Source organism: Lacticaseibacillus hegangensis, from assembly GCF_003946465.1.
GTDB classification, from domain to species: domain Bacteria; phylum Bacillota; class Bacilli; order Lactobacillales; family Lactobacillaceae; genus Lacticaseibacillus; species Lacticaseibacillus hegangensis.
Window position 1 is genome coordinate 1 of the sequence record NZ_RHOL01000046.1, and the last position, 16,708, is coordinate 16,708.

Annotated in this window: 16 protein-coding genes; 8 read left to right on the forward strand and 8 right to left on the reverse strand. The window is 56.9% G+C overall.

The features are described 5' to 3' along the window. Positions 1–100 precede the first annotated feature (100 nt). From EKM86_RS11440 to EKM86_RS11455, 4 genes are all read right to left on the reverse strand, one after another. Positions 101–1,153 (reverse strand): NAD-dependent epimerase/dehydratase family protein, encoded by a 1,053-nt coding sequence (locus EKM86_RS11440; RefSeq protein ID WP_125758131.1) that lies wholly within the window; start codon positions 1,151–1,153, stop codon positions 101–103. Positions 1,154–1,162: 9 nt separating this feature from the next. Further along, a complete protein-coding gene (locus tag EKM86_RS11445; protein WP_191988019.1) occupies positions 1,163–1,885 on the reverse strand; it encodes an IspD/TarI family cytidylyltransferase in 723 nt (240 codons plus the stop codon). 201 nt (positions 1,886–2,086) lie between these two features. Beyond that, positions 2,087–2,998: a hypothetical protein gene (locus tag EKM86_RS11450; protein ID WP_125758135.1), complete on the reverse strand. Its 912-nt coding sequence runs from the start codon at positions 2,996–2,998 to the stop codon at positions 2,087–2,089. Between the two features lie 782 nt (positions 2,999–3,780). After that, a complete protein-coding gene (locus EKM86_RS11455) occupies positions 3,781–4,599 on the reverse strand; it encodes an aldose epimerase family protein (RefSeq protein WP_125758137.1) in 819 nt (272 codons plus the stop codon). Between the two features lie 129 nt (positions 4,600–4,728). Here EKM86_RS11455 and EKM86_RS11460 point away from each other — a divergent pair, with 129 nt between their 5' ends. Beyond that, positions 4,729–5,310, forward strand: a complete 582-nt coding sequence (locus EKM86_RS11460; RefSeq protein WP_379909336.1) for a restriction endonuclease — start codon at positions 4,729–4,731, stop codon at positions 5,308–5,310. A 3-nt stretch (positions 5,311–5,313) separates the two neighbouring features. Here the strand turns inward: EKM86_RS11460 and EKM86_RS11465 are convergent, their stop codons facing one another. Next, positions 5,314–5,610, reverse strand: a complete 297-nt coding sequence (locus tag EKM86_RS11465; protein WP_125758139.1) for a hypothetical protein — start codon at positions 5,608–5,610, stop codon at positions 5,314–5,316. A gap of 128 nt (positions 5,611–5,738) precedes the next feature. On the opposite strand from EKM86_RS11465, the gene EKM86_RS11470 reads away from it, so the two are divergent. From EKM86_RS11470 to glf, 5 genes are all read left to right on the forward strand, one after another. Then, positions 5,739–6,917, forward strand: a complete 1,179-nt coding sequence (locus EKM86_RS11470; RefSeq protein ID WP_125758141.1) for an acetyl-CoA C-acetyltransferase — start codon at positions 5,739–5,741, stop codon at positions 6,915–6,917. Then, positions 6,914–8,146, forward strand: coding sequence for a hydroxymethylglutaryl-CoA reductase, degradative (locus EKM86_RS11475; RefSeq protein WP_125758143.1), 1,233 nt, complete (start codon positions 6,914–6,916; stop codon positions 8,144–8,146). The genes EKM86_RS11470 and EKM86_RS11475 overlap by 4 nt, the downstream gene beginning before the upstream one ends. After that, on the forward strand, positions 8,147–9,313 hold the full coding sequence (locus EKM86_RS11480) for a hydroxymethylglutaryl-CoA synthase (RefSeq protein ID WP_125758145.1): 1,167 nt from the start codon (positions 8,147–8,149) through the stop codon (positions 9,311–9,313). A 217-nt stretch (positions 9,314–9,530) separates the two neighbouring features. Next, positions 9,531–11,267, forward strand: a complete 1,737-nt coding sequence (spxB, locus tag EKM86_RS11485) for a pyruvate oxidase (protein ID WP_125758147.1) — start codon at positions 9,531–9,533, stop codon at positions 11,265–11,267. 128 nt (positions 11,268–11,395) lie between these two features. Then, positions 11,396–12,505, forward strand: a complete 1,110-nt coding sequence (gene glf, locus EKM86_RS11490) for a UDP-galactopyranose mutase (protein ID WP_125758149.1) — start codon at positions 11,396–11,398, stop codon at positions 12,503–12,505. A 63-nt stretch (positions 12,506–12,568) separates the two neighbouring features. Here glf and EKM86_RS11495 read toward each other — a convergent pair whose 3' ends face one another. Then, entirely contained in the window at positions 12,569–13,045 is a 477-nt protein-coding gene (locus EKM86_RS11495) for a nucleoside 2-deoxyribosyltransferase (RefSeq protein ID WP_125758151.1), read from the reverse strand. 12 nt (positions 13,046–13,057) lie between these two features. After that, entirely contained in the window at positions 13,058–14,425 is a 1,368-nt protein-coding gene (rlmD, locus tag EKM86_RS11500) for a 23S rRNA (uracil(1939)-C(5))-methyltransferase RlmD (protein WP_125758153.1), read from the reverse strand. 82 nt (positions 14,426–14,507) lie between these two features. Here rlmD and EKM86_RS11505 point away from each other — a divergent pair, with 82 nt between their 5' ends. After that, positions 14,508–14,885 carry a hypothetical protein gene (locus tag EKM86_RS11505; protein ID WP_125758155.1) on the forward strand — a complete coding sequence of 126 codons (378 nt, stop codon included), beginning with the start codon at positions 14,508–14,510 and terminating at the stop codon, positions 14,883–14,885. A 9-nt stretch (positions 14,886–14,894) separates the two neighbouring features. Next, on the forward strand, positions 14,895–15,068 hold the full coding sequence (locus tag EKM86_RS12435; RefSeq protein ID WP_164506270.1) for a hypothetical protein: 174 nt from the start codon (positions 14,895–14,897) through the stop codon (positions 15,066–15,068). Between the two features lie 6 nt (positions 15,069–15,074). Here EKM86_RS12435 and EKM86_RS11510 read toward each other — a convergent pair whose 3' ends face one another. Next, positions 15,075–16,595 carry a helix-turn-helix domain-containing protein gene (locus EKM86_RS11510; protein ID WP_125758157.1) on the reverse strand — a complete coding sequence of 507 codons (1,521 nt, stop codon included), beginning with the start codon at positions 16,593–16,595 and terminating at the stop codon, positions 15,075–15,077. Positions 16,596–16,708 lie beyond the last annotated feature (113 nt).

The following is a 16,708-nucleotide window of genomic DNA, read 5'->3' on the forward strand; positions in this document are numbered from 1 at the left end:
TAGGTGTTCTTTTGTTATACAAAGATGGATCTAGAATCTCTGGCGTTATTAGTATCAACACCAAAAATTCTAGATCCATTTTATGAAGAAGGGCAGTTGGCTACAAATCTGCCATAATCTGAAGCGTATGCCGGAGGCCGCGGGCAATATCAGTTTGTGCGTGCCAGCCTAACTGTTCCAGCTTGCGCGGGTTTAGCAGGGCCTTAGTGGCCTTACTGAAGCCCGCTTTTTCAGTCTCATCAGGCAGGTCAAAAACGACTTTGGTTCCAGCAAGGGCGGCGATAGTTTCGGCCAGCTGCTTGAGAGTGACATTAGACGCCGGGTCAGCAATATTGTAAGCTTCACCGTTTTGACCCTTTATCAGTACTGTGAGCAGTCCAGAAACCGCATCAGCGACATAGGTGAACGAGTAGTCTTGAGTACCTGTACTTTTGAGGACAATGTCTTGTTTAGCTAGTCCATTTTCAATAAATTGCGCGATCGCTTTAGAATCAGACGCGCGCATGGTCGGGCCGTAGCTTCGGGTCAACCGTGGCACCACGATGTCGAGGCCTTTTTGTTGCTTGTACGCCTGGCATAGGGCTTCACCAGCGCGTTTACTTTCCGGATATCCGGCTCGCAGGGTGTTGGAGTTAATGTACCCACAGTAATCCTCATCAAATAGCTCCACGTCGCCGCGGTTTTCTCCATAAATCTCGTTGGAAGAGGCGAAAGCAAAGCGAGCGGCCTGATGAGTAACCGCAAATTCCAGCATGTTCTGCGTCCCAATGATGTTGGCTGTGATTGTGCCGATGGGATCGGTCGCGTACGCCCGGGGATGAGTGTTGCTGGCCAAATGCAGAACATAGTCGATTTGACCCAGGTTCAGGTCGATCATGGGCAGATTGACGTCATGGCTAATGAATGTAAACAGTGGCTCCTCCCAGTATGCTCCGAAACTCGACTTAGCGTGGGCTTCACTTCGACCTAGCGCATAGACATGGAGGTTTAAAGCTGCACGGCGGTTTTTCTGCATCAGGACATCGACCAGGAAACTGCCGATCATACCGCTCGCGCCGGTGATCAAAATCGATTTATTCGCCAATTTATCCCACGGTAACGATATGTCAGCAACCTGCTGGACGTCCTGACGGTAAAGCGGGTGGTCAATCATAAGAGCCTCCTATTTCAACCAGGTATCTTTGTCCAAGTTCAAATAGGCCTTGAACATCTCAAGGTTCTCCTTGGTGGTCAATTTGATGTTCATGTCAGAACCGGCTGCGAAGTGCAACTTTTCGCCCAGCTGAACCATCATCGTGTTGGTATAGTTAGAGCCATCTATCCCGATGTTCTTTTCAAAGGCCTCATGATAACGTTCGTCCAAAGTCTTGAACTTGTATGCTTGCGGCGTTGATACTCGCCGCAGAGTCTCGCGGGGGATGTACTGAGTCGTTGTACTTGGGTCATCCTTGGCGATTACGAAAATTTGTTCATTATAAGGCATTGAGCTCACAGCGTTGCCATATTGCTGGCATTTGACGATGACATCAGTCAGTACTTCATCATCAACGAGGGGCCGCACGCCGTCATGGATAATAATCGTATCTTCTGCGGAGGCTTTATCCTCGAGATTGAATACACCATTGCGAATCGACTCCTGGCCGCTATTGCCACCGGTGACAATCCATTTCAACTTGGTGATGTTGAACTGTTTAGCATAGGCTTGCACGACATTTTGCCAGCCGTCAATGCATACGACTTCGATAGCATCAATTTGTGGATGCTTCTGAAAGCTCTCTAAGGTATAGATAAGTACCGGTTTGTCGTAAACGTTAATGAATTGCTTTGGGATCTCTTGGCCCATGCGATGACCTGAGCCCCCGGCGATGATGACTGCGATATTCACGTGATGACCTCCTGAATTGTGGTGAGACAATCGTTTAACGCTTATCATTATACCCTACATTCTGGTCTGATTCTTGATGTTCAATGGCTTAGCGCGTGGCTTGATTGAACGTAATCGTGTTAGCTCATAAATCTAAATGATATTCTGGTACTCTCTTTTGCTTTATTGCGTGTTAACGATCAGTGATGAGCGGGTAATAGGTCATACGTTGGGTGTTTTACTTGCCTCATATTGCAGCCACTCCTGCTGCTTCTCCTCTAAACTGCGCGGTGCCTCCGGTAACAGTGCCACCGGCCGCCCCACTCTCAGCCAGTATTCCCTGAAATTTTCCAGCGGCACCAGCAGCTCTGCCCGCTGGTATTGATTCTTGATCATTTTGCGCTCGACGCGCGGATCGAGCGCGGTCGCGACAAATATTTTTTGGACGCCGCCCCGAGGTGAGCGGCTGGGTCTGGTCCGCCATTCGGTATGACTTCTGCCACTCACGGTGTGCATGATGTGAGTTGGATCTTTGAGGATATAGGCAGTCTTGCTGTGAGCCAGTAAGTCCTTTGCGGCCCGCCGCCGCATCGCAAGCTGTTTGTCATGGACCACTGCCAGCTCCTCGAGCCAAACGTGCCGTTCGTGGGTAAAAATGCGGTTCTCCTCGTTTTGCAGCGTGTTAAGCCCAATTTTTCCCGCGAGATACTGGTTGCGAAGATCCTTCACCTTGGCTAACTTTTCATCGCGTTTCAGCATGCCAGTCCAAAATTTTTTAAGTTGGTTTCGGTCAAGCGTCGCGATGCGCTGCCGCACTCGTTGGACGATCCGTTGCTGCGAGGCACGTGTGACGTGAATCGCCGCGACTTGGCCCGTTAAGCGGACGCGTTGGCCGAGGCTCCAAACGGTTTTGGTCTTGGCGAGCGCCTCAGTGAATTCGACACTGATGGGCTGGCTTGGCAGCGTCAGTGGGGTACCGCCCTGCGTCCAGAACTGATCGACGTACAACACGAGCAAGGGCAGCCGCACAGTATCCCCAGCAGGGTCAATCATGTACCGATTAAACCCGTTCATGACCCAACCTTCGACTTGAAGATAGCCTCCTGCATCCGCCATCATGATCACTTCCTTCATTTTGATGGCGCCAGTGTACACCCGGTTCGATCAAAATGAAAAAAATATGCTTGAGATGATTTTAACAATCTGCATGGGTGATCTTGTCCAAAATATAAAACGCCTGTCTTGCCATAATAAAGTCATGAAGCCGAATAGTCTTGTGAATTTTTCCTCAAAATAATTTACAAAACTTTGACAATAAAATTGTTGACAGCGGTTACAGTATCATGCTATCCTGATTTCGGATGATGGGAGGGCGAGGTAGGAACAACCTTGTCAGAGTTACCCGGAAACTCCCTGGCGATCCGACCTGCACTTTAGGGTTGACCAGGCATGCTGAGCCTTCAGATCTGTTAGGCTATGAAGACTGCGTTAGAAGCGCAGGGTCCTTCCAGGACGCATGACAGGATGCTGCTATCACTTTCCTAACTTAATAAAGCGACTCAAAGCGGCGACGCAGCGAGGATAGCAGGCAGGGGCAACCCTGCAATAAAGGCCACCAGGGTTAAACCTGGTGGCAGGGGACACCATTTCGCAGGAGGTGGTGTCCTTAGTGTGTTCTAAATTCGTTAGACGACAAAAAGGCTTTTGAGGCGCAACGCGCTTCAAAAGCCTTTCGTATGGTTATATTAGACTTTTAATCAAAACGGCGACTAGTGCCAAGGCTAATAACCCGGTGACTATGCCCAAGGCTCGCCGGATTGGACGGCTTTTGACTAGACAACCAGTGGCGACAGTCAATACAAGAAGCAAGAACAGCGCAAGAAGAGCAGAGGTCGTCAGACTCATTGACTCACCACCTAAGCCAGCGCGTGAAGCGTGAAGACGGTACGGCGCTCAAACGCGGCGCCAGGCATCAGCGTGAACAGCGGGGTGGTCGGGTAAATCGCGACCGCGGCGTGAGGGGCGCCGGTGATGCCGTTGAAGTAGTGCGCGGCGCTGAGGTCGGCATAGGAGTCGACAGTCAGGCCTTTGGCTTCGGTGGACACGGTCAGCGCCCAATCTTTGGCTGTCAGCGATGCCTGCGTCGCTTCGGCGGTCAGGGTGCGCTCGGGCAGCGGCACGGGCTCCGCGTCGAGGCGCAGGTGCTGGTCCATCACGCTCTGGGCGGGATCGCCGGTGAGCGCAAAAGCAACGTTCAGTCGCGGACGGATCTTGATCTGCGTGTCCGTTTCGATGTGCCAGTCGACGGTCCAGCGGTTGCGGTTGTCCAGCGTGTGGACAATGCTGATGCGGCGGCTGCCAGGCAGGCCATCCTGATGGTCGCCCAACTCGAGGGTGAACTTGACCGACACATGGTCATCTTCCTGCTCGGTTTCGGCGTCCCAGTTGTAGTTCTGCCAGCCGGTGCGGCCAGAGTCTGGCGGCAGCTCAGGACTTTCGCCTTGCACCGGACCGATCACAGCGCCGAAGTGGCCCGGGTCTTCCGCGTAGTCTTGGAAGGTGATGAAGCCGATGGTCAGGTTGGGGTCGAACTGGTCGCGGTTGGGCAAGCGGATCTGCTGAACCCGCGCGCCGAAGGTCAGAAAATTCAGGGTCATGTGGTGATCATTTTGCAGTGAGTACTGCATGACATTTTCCGAGCCTAGTCGGTAGAATACTTTGGAGGAGATTTTCACAAGAGAGCGCTTCCTTTCGTCTATCCCTCAATGGTAACGGACTGCTGAGGCAGTTTCAATGAAAATTGCGCCGCGCCGGGCGAGGTCTTCTGGTAATATTGAGGGAGTGCTTCAGGAAAGGTGATTTCATTGAAACGACTTGTTCAAGGCCTCCGCGCGTTTTTCCACCGCTTATACTGGCTGCTGACCCTCGGCTTCGCGCTGGCGCTGGTCTACGCATTCTTCGGGCGCAAGTATCTGACCCAGTGGCGCGGCTACTTCGACTTGGCCAGCTTCATTTTTATCGTGGCGTGGGTCGCGGTCAACGCGCTGATGCTCTACCATCACCACTTCCAGTTCCGCGACCTGCAGATGGAGGAAGTGGACCAGATGGACGGCGAGGAGTTCGAACGCTTCTGCGTCTACCTGCTGCGGCGCAACGGCTTTAAGCGCCTAAAAACCACCAAGGCCTCGGGCGATCAGGGCATCGACATTATCGGCACGAAGAAAAAGAAAACTGTGGGCTTTCAGTGCAAGCGGTACGAGGGCCAGGTCGGCAACAAAGCCGTGCAGGAGGCCTACTCCGGGCACAGCTTTTACGAGTGCGATGAGGCTGCGGTCATCACGAACTCTGACTTCACGGACGCCGCCAAAGAGCTGGCCGACCAGCTTGACGTGATGTTGATCGACCGGCCGCACCTCAAGCGCCTGATGCGTCGCCTGCCAAGCTAAGACTCAGTTGATGACGAGCACACCGGCCACTTGCTGGGTCCCAAACAGCGGGCGCTTGCCGGTTTTTTCCTGGACATAGAGGTAGCGGGTGCGCAGGTCCGGCTGGTCCAGCAGCACGGCCAGCTCCCACAGGTGGCGCGGGTGGCCTGAGGACTTGGGCACGAGGATCGCTTGGCGCTCCTCGTTGACGTCCGCCGTCAAGATTTTATCTAAATTGCTTTGAACGCCGTCGGCCCGCAACTGGACCGGCGTTTTTTTATCTTGGTCGGCCATCAAGGCCAGCAGATCGATCACACGCATAACGCCACCTCCTTTTCCTCTCCATTCTACCTGAAGGCGGCCATTTTGTAAGATTTCTTAAGGCCAAAGCTGTCGATCCGGCCGGCCGTGTATAATTGTTATCAAGCGAAAATCGAAGGAGCGATCTCATGACAGAAGTGGTTATCGTCAGTGCAGCCCGCACGCCGATCGGGAAGTTGAATGGCGCGCTGGCGCAGGAATCGGCCGTGGCGCTGGGCGCAGTTGCGGCCAAGGCAGCCATTGCGCGCGCAGGCATCGACCCGCAGCGTATCGATCAGGCAGTGTTCGGCAACGTGCTGCAGGCCAACAGTGGCCAGAACGTGGCACGTCAGATCGCGCTGCAGGCGGGGATGACGACAGAGAGCTCGGCGATGACGGTCAACGAGGTCTGCGGGTCGGGGCTGAAGGCGGTGCGGCTTGGCCAAAGCGCGATTCTGCTTGGCGATGCGGACGTTGTGCTGGTTGGCGGTACGGAGAGTATGAGCCAGACGCCGTACTACACGACGAAAATGCGCGCCGGCCATGCGCTGGGCAACGTCGAATTGGTCGACGGCGTCATGCGCGACGGCCTGACCGATGCCTTCACCGGGCTGCCGATGGGCATCACGGCGGAGAATGTCGCCGATCAGTTCAACGTGACCCGCGAGGCGCAGGATCAGTTTGCCCTTGCCTCACACCAAAAGGCCGTCGCGGCACAGCAAACTGGCGCGTTTGTCGACGAAATCGTGCCGGTGACGGTGAAAACCAAGCGCGGTGAGGTAGTCGTCAGCCAGGACGAAGGGCCGCGCCCAGATACCAGCCTGGAGAAGCTCGCCAAGTTGCGGCCGGCCTTCAAGCAAGGGGGCACAGTCACCGCCGGCAACGCCAGCGGCATCAACGACGGTGCCGCGGCGCTGATTTTGATGCGCAAGGACCTGGCGGACCGGGAGGGGATTTCATACCTCGCGACCATCAGCGGCTATAGTGAAGGCGGCATTGACCCGAATTTCATGGGTTATGCGCCCAAGCGCGTGATTGAAAAACTGCTGAGGCGAACTGGCGCCCAGTTGGATGCGATCGACCTGTACGAGGTCAACGAGGCGTTTGCCGCGCAAAGTATCGCTGTGGCTAATGAGCTGGCGCTGGATCCGGCCAAGCTCAACGTGAACGGCGGTGCGCTGGCGCTCGGCCATCCGCTTGGCGCTTCCGGCGCGCGGGTGCTGGTCACGCTGCTTTACGCGCTGCAAAATCGGAATCAGCATTCCGGCGTCGCGGCGCTATGCGTTGGCGGCGGTATCGGTGTGGCGATGCAGGTGGCGCGGCCATGACGAAGTTTTACGAACAATCGCCAGAGGAGCGGCGAGCGCAGCTGATCGCGGAAGGCGCGCTGACGGCACTAGACGCCGAGTGCCTGGCTGAGTCGGGCTTGCACGCCGATGTGGCAGCCAATCTCAGTGAAAACCAGATTGGCCAGTACGCGCTGCCGATCGGCGTTGCACGCAATCTGACCGTCAATGGGGTGGTGCGCCAGGTCGCGATGGCGACAGAAGAGCCGTCCGTCGTCGCGGCCGCCAGTAACGGTGCGCGCCTGGCCAATTTAAACGGCGGGGTGAAGGCCAGCGCTGAGCCGCACCGGGTGACTGCCGAAGTTGTGTTCGACGGCCTGGCCAATGATGGTGACGCTGAACGCGTGATGGCGCAGCACCGCGCGCTGCTGTTTGCAGTGGCTGAGACAGCGCATCCTTCCGCAGTGAAACGTGGCGGTGGCCTCAAGGAATTGACGTGTGTTCGCCGCGGCCGGTTTTTCGTGATCCAGCTGACCATCGATCCCAGTCTGGCAATGGGGGCAAATTTGGCCAACACGATTGCCGAGGCGGTGGCGACTGCGGCTTCTGGGCTGCTCGATCAGCCTGCGCTGGTGGCGATTTTGACTAATGGCAGCAGCGAGTTGGTGCGTGCCGAGGTGACGCTCTCGCCGGCGACGATCGCGACCAAAGCGGGGAACGGCGCAGCCATTGCCGCAAAAATCGCGGCGCTGAGCGATTTGGCGCAAAGCGATCCGTTGCGCGTAGCGACGCATAACAAAGGCATCATGAACGGGATTGACGCCGCAGTGCTCGCCACCGGCAATGACACCCGCGCGGTGGCCGCCGCGATCAGTGCCTACAGCAAAGGGCAACCGCTCAGCACTTGGCAGCTCGAAGGGGATCAGTTGGTCGGACGAATCAAACTGCCCTTGCCGGTCGGGGTGGTGGGTGGCGCCATCAGCGCGTTGCCCAAGGCGCAAGCGGCCTTGCGCCTTGGCGGCTTTGACACTGTCGCCAACTTGCAGATGAGTCTCGCCGCGCTGGGGCTGGTGCAGAATCTGGCCGCCTTGCGCGCCTTGGCCGGCCCCGGGATTCAGGCCGGTCACATGGCGCTGCAGGCCCGGGCGCTGGCAATGGCGGCGGGCGCGACCGGCACCGAGATTGAAGCCGTCGCGGCGAAACTCACGCCAAAGGTGCGCGACTTAGCTTCTGCCAGACAACTGTTGAACGAACTCAGGGGGAAACAGTAAATGGACATTGGAATCGATCAAATGGGGCTATACAGCCCGGATTTTTACATTGATTTACGGCAGCTGGCTGAGGTGCGCGGCGATGATCCGGATAAATACACGATCGGGATCGGCCAGGACGAGCAGGCCGTCCCCCCATCCAGCCAGGACGTCGTCACCATGGGCGCCGCGGCGGTCCAGCAGATTCAGGCCAGTATTGATGCGGAGCGCCTGGGCCTCATCGTCCTGGGCACCGAAAGCGGCGTCGACGCCAGCAAGGCCGGCGCGCTTTTCATTCAAAAGCTGACCGGACTGCCGCAGACGGCGCGGGTGCTAGAAATCAAGGAAGCGTGCTACGGCGGCACCGCCGGGCTGATGATGGCGCGCGATTACGTTGCCGCGCATCCGACCAAGCAGGCACTGGTGATCGCCGCCGACATTGCGCGCTACGGCCTGAATACGGCCGGCGAGGTCACCCAAGGCGCCGGCGCTGTCGCGATGCTGGTCAGCGCGGCGCCACGGCTGCTGGTCATCAACGACGATTCCGCCGTTCATGCTGAGGACATTGGCGATTTCTGGCGGCCAGTGTACACGAACCAGGCGCTGGCCCGCGGCAAGTATTCCACCGAGCAGTACCTGCGCTTCTTCCAGCTGGCTTGGGCCGCTTATAAAAAGGCCACCGGTTTAGGTCTGGCTGACTTCAAGGCGCTGACCTTCCACCTGCCTTACACCAAGATGGGGCTCAAGGCGCTGCGGCAGGTGCTGCCGGAAGCAGATGCAGCCAAGCAGCAGGACCTGCTCATGCATTTTGATCACAGCATTCAATACAGTCGACGCATTGGCAACCTTTACACCGGCTCGCTGTACCTGGGGCTGCTGTCGCTCTTGGAAAATGACAGCAGCCTGGCCGCTGGCGACCGGCTGGGCTTGTTCTCTTACGGTTCCGGGGCGGTCGGGGAGTTCTTCTCGGCGGTGCTCGTCGAAGGGTTCGAAAAACAGTTGCACGGCGCCGCGCATGCTGGCGCACTGAATGCCCGGCGCGCTTTAAGCATTGCCGAGTACGAGCGCGTTTTTCAGGACGCGGTCCCGTATGCAAAGGCGGATTACCAAACCAATCCCGACTATTACGCCGGCCCGTTTGTCCTGACCGCCGTGACCGGCCAGGAGCGCCAGTACCAAGCCCGGTAGCAAGCAAAGCCGATCAGCGTTTCTGGTGGTCGGCTTTTTGCGGCGCGATCAGGCAAAAAAGTGGCGAGGCGATTTGGTGTAAGCGTGGCCACAGCGTGTGTTAAAGTATGGCTAACGGTGTTTATTTAAATTTGCTTGTATTTGGTAAGCTGTTTGCGTATACTAAAAGACGTCAATACTTATTAAACGTAAGTAGAATAATTCTGGAGGCGAGACCATGACAAAAATCAATGCAGCGGACGCTGGACTGAAGGTTATCGAAAGTTGGGGCGTCAAAAATATTTACGGGTTGCCTGGTGGGTCTTTTGACTCGACCATGAACGCGATTTACAACCGTAAGGACACGCTGAACTACATTCAGGTACGCCATGAAGAAGTTGGCGCCCTGGCCGCAGTTGGTGAGGCCAAGGTGACCGGCAAGATTGGTGTGACCTTTGGCTCAGCCGGCCCTGGGGCCGTCCACCTGCTGAACGGGTTGTATGACGCGCAGTGGGATCATGTGCCAGTGCTCGCGCTGGTTGGCCAGGTGCCGACGAGTGCGATGAACACCAATTTCTTCCAGGAAATGAACGAGAATCCGATGTTTGCGGATGTTTCTGTCTACAACCGCACCGTGATGACCGCCGAGCAGCTGCCCGCCGTGATCGATGACGCGATCGCGCAGGCCTACGCCAAGAGCGGCGTGGCAGTCGTCACGATTCCAAAGGACCTGGGCTGGCAGGAAATTGAGGACAATTATGTTTCTCGCGCAGCGGACTACCAGAAGCCGCTCCTGCCAGAGCCGCCCGCTGAAAAGATCGCCGCAGCGGCCAAGCTTTTGACCGAGGCGAAGCACCCGTTGCTGTACGTCGGCAACGGCGCTCGCGGTGCGCGCGAGGAGATCATTGCCTTGTCCGAAAAGCTGAATGCACCGATTCTGACGTCTGCACTTGGCAAGGGCATCATCCCGGATTCTTACAAGGCTAACATGGGTTCCGCCGGGCGCGTGGCTTCAAAACCAGGGATCGAAATTGCATCAAACACGGATGCAGTGCTGTTCCTGGGTTCTGACATGCCATTCCAGAGTTTCTTCATCGGCCCTCAGGCCAAGTACATCCAGGTCGACATCGACAGCGCCAAGTTTGGCCGGCGTCACCATGTTGACGTCGCCATCTTGGCCGATGCCAAAAAGACGGCAGTGGCTTTGACCGACGCCATCGATCAGCAGCCGGAGACGGGCTGGTACCGTGCCGCGCTGAAGAACAAGCAGAACTGGGCGGACTGGATGAAGTCCTTTGAAGACGACGATGAGACGCCGCTGCGCGTTGAGCCAGTCTTCAAGCAGATCAACGACATGGCCACCGACGACGCGATTTTCCAAGTCGATGTCGGCAATGTCACCATCAACGGCATGCGCTACTTGAACACCGACAAGCACCAGCGCTTCACCACCAGCGGCTGGTACGCGACGATGGGTTACGCGCTGCCGGCAGCCATCGGCGCCAAGGCGGAATACCCGGATCGCCAGGTCTGGTCGATTTCCGGTGACGGCGGCTTTGCGATGGTCATGCAGGACATTCTGACGCAGGTCAAGTACCACATGCCGATCATCAACGTGGTCCTGACCAACGAATCCCTGGGCTTCATCGAAGCCGAGCAGGACGACACCAAGCAGCCGCACTCCGGGGTCGATTTGATCGATGCCGATTACGGCACTGCTGCCGCAGCGCTGGGTGCCACTGGCTTTGAGGTGCACACGCTGGCCGAGCTGAAGGAGGCCTTTGCCAAGGCTAAGGACGCCAAGGGGCCGGTCGTGATCGATGTCAAGATCTCCGACCTGCGGCCAATTCCTGTTGAGCAGCTAGTTCTGGACAAGCAGACGCAAGACCCTGCGGCCGTCGATGCCTTCGTCAAGAAGTATCACGCCGAGAGCCTGATTCCGTTCCGCCAGATCCTGGCCGACGAGGAAAAGTAACTTAGTGGCTTCTTTGAGAGCTGGCAGTTTGTTGCCAGCTCTTTTTCATGATCATTCCTGACCGGCCGGTGGTCAGGGCACTGTGGTATATTGGTAGTTATAGTAACCGTGAAGGTGGTTGAGGAAAAATGAAGATTCTGATCGTAGGGGCGGGGCTGTTCGGTGCCGTCAGCGCCAACGAGTTGGCCAAGCGCGGCGATGACATTACGGTGATCGACAAGCGCGACCACATTGCCGGCAACATTTACACCAAAGAAGTCGAAGGCATTCAGGTGCACCAGTACGGCGCACATATTTTCCACACGGTCAGCAAGCAGGTCTGGGATTATGTGCACCAGTTCGCGGATTTCAATCGGTACACGAACGAGGTCGTCGCCAACTACAAGGGTGAGCTTTACAACCTGCCATTTAACATGAACACGTTCAACAAAATGTGGGGCGTGATCACGCCAGCTCAGGCCCAGGCCAAAATCGCCGAGCAGCGCGCGGTGCTAAACGGTAAAAAGCCTGAGAACCTTGAAGAACAGGCCATCTCGCTGGTCGGCACGGACATTTACACGAAGCTGATCAAGGATTACACGGCCAAGCAGTGGGGCCGCGATCCCAAGGCGCTGCCGAGCTTTATCATTCGCCGGCTGCCGGTGCGCTTTACCTTTGACAACAACTACTTCAACGACCCGTATCAAGGCATTCCCATCGGCGGCTACACGCAGATTGTCGAGAAAATGCTCGACCACCCGAACGTCACAGTCCAGCTCAACACCGATTTTCTGGCCAACAAGGAAGCCTACCTGAAAGAATTCGACCGGATCATCTACACCGGGATGATCGACGAGTTCTTTGATTACCGCTTCGGCGAGCTTGAGTACCGCAGCTTGCGCTTTGACACGCAGGTCCTCGATCAGGACAACTACCAGGGCAACGCGGTGATCAACTATACGGACGGTGACACCAAGTTCACGCGGATCATCGAGCACAAGTGGTTCGAGTTCGGCGCTGGGAACAAGGGTAAAACCGTGGTCACCCATGAGTATCCGCAGAACTGGTCGCGCGGGGTGGAGCCGTACTACCCGGTCAACAACCAGGACAACGACCACCTGTTCACGAAGTATCGCAACTACGCCACCGAAAACTTCCCGCAGATCACCTTTGGCGGGCGGCTTGGCATGTACCGCTACTACAACATGGATCAAGTCATCGCCGCTGCCCTGCAGTTCCTGGCGCATTTTGACCAGTAAGAGAAAAGTAAAAAGAGGCTGCCCAGTCAATTGCGACTGGGCAGCCTCTTTTGGTCTGCTTGGTTACTGGGCGCGCTTGAGCACGGCCTGGATGAGGGCTTCAGTAGAGGTGAACACCGCACCATTCAGCTTGATCAGGCCGATGGTGTAAAGATTGAGGTAATGGAACTGGTTTTCCGCGACGTCTTGGAGCGCGGCCAGCTTTTGCTGGTTAGTGGCACCGAGCCGCCGCGAGTCGGTGTAAAGGCCGAGAATGGGGATGTGCTTGGCGTAGGCGACCCCAATTTCGGTGGCCACGCCGACGTCGATGGTGGGGCCGTCCAAGATTGCAATCATCAGGTCGGCTGCCAGGACTTTGTCAGTGTCTGCCTGGGCGATCATTTTGGAATCCGCGTAGGCGTTCTTGTCATTGATGCTGGCGTTTTCCTGCGGCAGGTAGATGTCCAAGTCGGGATCGGCCTGACGGAGTTTGGCCACCAGCTGCGCGTTAAAGGCAAAATCGGCCTCGCTGAACAAGGCGTTGGCAAAATAAATTTTCATGAAGGGTCCTCCTTACTTTCGCGTGAACTTGACAACGGCTTCGCAGCGCGCCGTTTGCGGGAACATGTCGACGGATTGAATGTAGTCGACCTGGTAGGCACGGGTCAGCGGCACCAGGTCGCGGGCTAGGGTCGACGGGTTGCAGGAAATGTAGACGAACTGCTGCGGCCTTGCCTGGAGCAAAGCGTCGATGAACGGCCGCTCGAGGCCAGACCGAGGCGGATCGACAATCACGGCGTCGGGTTTAAAGCCCTGCGCGAGCCACTGGGGGAACAGGTCCTCGGCGGTGCCCAGTTCGTAGTGGGCATTCGTGACGCCGTTCAGTTTGGCGTTGCGGTTGGCGTCGTCAACGGCGGCGGGGATGATCTCCATGCCGCGCACCTCCCCGGCCGCGTGGGCCAGGCTGATGCCGATAGTGCCGATGCCAGCGTAGGCGTCAACCAGATTCGCGCCAGGCCGCAGATCCAAGGCCTTGAGCGCCTCAGTGTACAAGACCTCAGTTTGCGCCGGGTTTAGCTGCAAAAAGGCCTGCGGTGAAACCTCAAAATTGTGGCCCAGCAGCTGTTCTGTGATGTACGGCTGACCGGCCAGCAGTTGCGTCTCCGGGCCCCAGATCAGCGAGGTCTCGCCCGGGTTAATGTTTTGCGAAACTGAAACCACATCAGGCAGCTGGGCAGAGATGTCCGCCAAAAGCTGCGCCTTGTGCGGCAGCTTAGGGGAGTTAGTGACGAACGTGACCTGGACCTCGCCGGTGGCGGCGGATTCACGCACCACCAGCGTTTTAATAATGCCGGCGCGCTTTTGCTCGTCGTAAATCGGCACGGCCAGATCCTCAAGCAGCTGGCAGAGGGCAGTCACCACTTGCATGGTCTTTGGCCGCTGGGTCAGAAAAGTGGTCAGCGGCACCAGGTGATGCGAGTGGGGCGCGTACAGGCCGGCGCGCACGTGGCCGTCAATCACCCGGACAGGGAATTGCGCCTTGTTGCGGTAATGCGTTGGGTTGGCCGCGCCGATGGTGGGGCGCAGGTCGTAATGCTGCCAGCCGGCCGGCTTAAACTTGGCCAGGCTTTGGGCGACAACATCGCGCTTGAATTGCAGCTGGGCCGGGTAGGCGAGGTGGTTGAGCTCGATGCCGCCAATCTGGCCGTACAGCGGCTCTTCGGGCTTCACGCGGTCGGGCGAGGCTTTTTTCACCCGGTGGGTGACGGCCTCCAGATAGCGGTCGTGGACGGCGCTCACTTGCGCCACAACGACCTCGCCGGGCAGGGCGCCTTCGACAAAAGTGATTTTGCATTTGTAGTAACCGATTCCGCGACCGTTAATGTCCAGCCGCTTGATCGTCAGCGGGAAGCGAGTCCCGACTTGCACTGTGTTTTCCATGTGGCACTTCCTTTGCCCGTATTATAGCGGACATGGCACGGGTGCACCAACTCGGGTATAATTCTTGCAGGAGGAAACAACCGTGAAAATCAGACTAGCATCAAATTCTTCAAGAAAAATGGTCGCTTACATCACACACAACGGCGAGGTTCAGGAACTGATGACCGGCACCGAGATGACGCTGCCCGTGCGCCGCGGCGATACGGTGACGTTCAAGGTGGGGCACTATTCGCGCACGCATCAGCTGAATTTTCAGTCGCCGGACGCGAGCTTCGTGCTCGAACCCAATCGCAACCTGGTTTACGCATACATGATTGCCCTGGTCGTGTTGATTGCGGTGGTGTGGTACTTCAAAGCGATTTCGAACACCGTGTTAACGGTGCTGGTGGTGATCGCACTGATCATTTTTGAGGCGGTCAACTATTTCAATGGGTACCGGGCAGTGCCGGTCCACCGGTAGGGGTGCGAGATGAATTTACTAAATGGGAACGGCTTTTTAATCGTGCTGCTGATACTGCTGGCGTTTGGCATTATCGGGTACTTGCTGAACAACGTGGTCGTGCTGATCGCGCTGCTCGTCGCCGTGGTGGTCCTGGTTATCGCCAAAATCGCCCTGCGCCCGCGGCCAAATAAAAAGGACTGATTGAAATCAGTCCCTTGCGGCCAACATTTGCGGCCTCACCTTGTACAACGTGTTCATGAGGTTGTAGAAATCATCTTGTTCCGGCGCCAGCTGCCAATTGATGACCCGCACGCGAGCCAGCCGCTCAGCGGAATAGTAACGGTCCAGCACGCCGTTGGTGTTGAGGGTCGTGATGATGACATCCGGCAGCTTTTGGGCATCCGGAGGTATGAGCTTGACATAGTGCAGCCCCTTGAGAAAAGTGAACAGGTCGCGGCTCATAAAGGTGCCCTCATCCACGATCACGGTCACCTTGAGCTGGTGGTCAACATTCAGCTCAGGAAAGTCAGGCGCGATGACGGTGTAGAGTTGCAGGTACATGGTGCTGTAGTACTCGGCCAGCGCACCGACTGCCTCGGGCTGGAGCTGGTCGAAGTACTCGCGGATCAGTGCCGGCAGGCGGCCTTTTTTGACCTCGTTGGCATCACGGTTGAGAAAGTCCAGCCGCGTGGCAAAACGGCCGTGCAAGTTCAGGTAGGAAAAAGCGATGCGGTGCAGGTTGGCCAGCAGCACAGCGTGATTTTCAGGCCTGGCCTCGGGCGTGCTCGGATCGCAGGCCGCCAGCAGGAAGTCCAGCAACCCCTGGGCAAAGCGGTGCACCGGCGTGTCTGGCACGGCTAGCCGCTCCATAATAATTTTATCTTGCGCAGTCAGCGTCTCCCGCATCGACACGTAATGCATTCGGCAAAGGTCATAGTGATTCCGCTCACATTCCAGGGCTGCCGGAGTGAGGTCAGGGAAGTGTGCAGTGCTGTACACTTGGCGGCTGGTGTCATCGGGGGCAAACAGGGCTGGCAGCTGCTCACTTGGCGAAACCACGTGTCCGCTTCGGATCCGCATGGCCTGGATCGCCAGGATCATCAGGTCTTGCTTGTTCGGCACGGCCGTTGGCGTATAAAGACCGCCGCGCCGTTTTTGATTCAGCAAATCAAAGGCGGCCTTGGCCTGCTTGAAGGCGGCCTCGGAAAACGGCCAGCCCACGCCTCGGTAAGCGAGCAGGTAAAAGGTTAAAATCAAGAGCCGAATTTGGGTTTCGGGACCATCCGGTGCCCACGTGCTGGCGTCAAGGCGAATCTCTTTGCCCTGCATGTAGCGCCGAAATGGGGCAATCCGCCGGCGCAGGGTGGAGATGCTGGTCGCCGTGGTCGCACAAAACTGGTGCACGTTGGCGGAGCTGGTGCGAAAGGCGTAATCGAAAAAGCGAAAGGCCATTGACTGGTTCAACAGGTGGAAGCGGTACTCGTCGACCGTGAGCGGCCCGGCGACCTGCGTGAAGCCCTCGCTGGTGTTAGCCACCGGCTCGCCAGGGTACATTTCCTGAACGTCGGCCATGATTTCCTGATAGGCGTTATAAGTTTGCGAGTAGCTGAGGCCGGATTCCTGAGTCAGCCGGTTAATGGTGAAGTTAGTCGTTGCGTGGGCTTTCATTAGTCGAAAGACCTGATAAGTGGTCGTTGTCCGCTTATCAAAGAAATAATCTTCGAACAAACCATCCACCCCTTTATCGACACACTTTAATTAAGTCCTCAATTTTCAAGTCAAGTGCAACGATGATAACGAATTCTTGATAGTGGTCTAGGCTGTTACGCCATGCATCGGTA

Excerpts from the sequence above, each read along its gene's own strand:
- EKM86_RS11480 (WP_125758145.1), top strand. The coding sequence starts at position 8,147 with ATGGACATTGGAATCGATCAAATGGGGCTATACAGCCCGGATTTTTAC.
- spxB (WP_125758147.1), top strand. The coding sequence starts at position 9,531 with ATGACAAAAATCAATGCAGCGGACGCTGGACTGAAGGTTATCGAAAGT.
- EKM86_RS11475 (WP_125758143.1), top strand. The coding sequence starts at position 6,914 with ATGACGAAGTTTTACGAACAATCGCCAGAGGAGCGGCGAGCGCAGCTG.
- EKM86_RS11440 (WP_125758131.1), bottom strand. The coding sequence starts at position 1,153 with ATGATTGACCACCCGCTTTACCGTCAGGACGTCCAGCAGGTTGCTGAC.
- rlmD (WP_125758153.1), bottom strand. The coding sequence starts at position 14,425 with ATGGAAAACACAGTGCAAGTCGGGACTCGCTTCCCGCTGACGATCAAG.
- EKM86_RS11470 (WP_125758141.1), top strand. The coding sequence starts at position 5,739 with ATGACAGAAGTGGTTATCGTCAGTGCAGCCCGCACGCCGATCGGGAAG.
- EKM86_RS11495 (WP_125758151.1), bottom strand. The coding sequence starts at position 13,045 with ATGAAAATTTATTTTGCCAACGCCTTGTTCAGCGAGGCCGATTTTGCC.
- EKM86_RS11465 (WP_125758139.1), bottom strand. The coding sequence starts at position 5,610 with ATGCGTGTGATCGATCTGCTGGCCTTGATGGCCGACCAAGATAAAAAA.
- EKM86_RS11450 (WP_125758135.1), bottom strand. The coding sequence starts at position 2,998 with ATGAAGGAAGTGATCATGATGGCGGATGCAGGAGGCTATCTTCAAGTC.
- glf (WP_125758149.1), top strand. The coding sequence starts at position 11,396 with ATGAAGATTCTGATCGTAGGGGCGGGGCTGTTCGGTGCCGTCAGCGCC.
- EKM86_RS12435 (WP_164506270.1), top strand. The coding sequence starts at position 14,895 with ATGAATTTACTAAATGGGAACGGCTTTTTAATCGTGCTGCTGATACTG.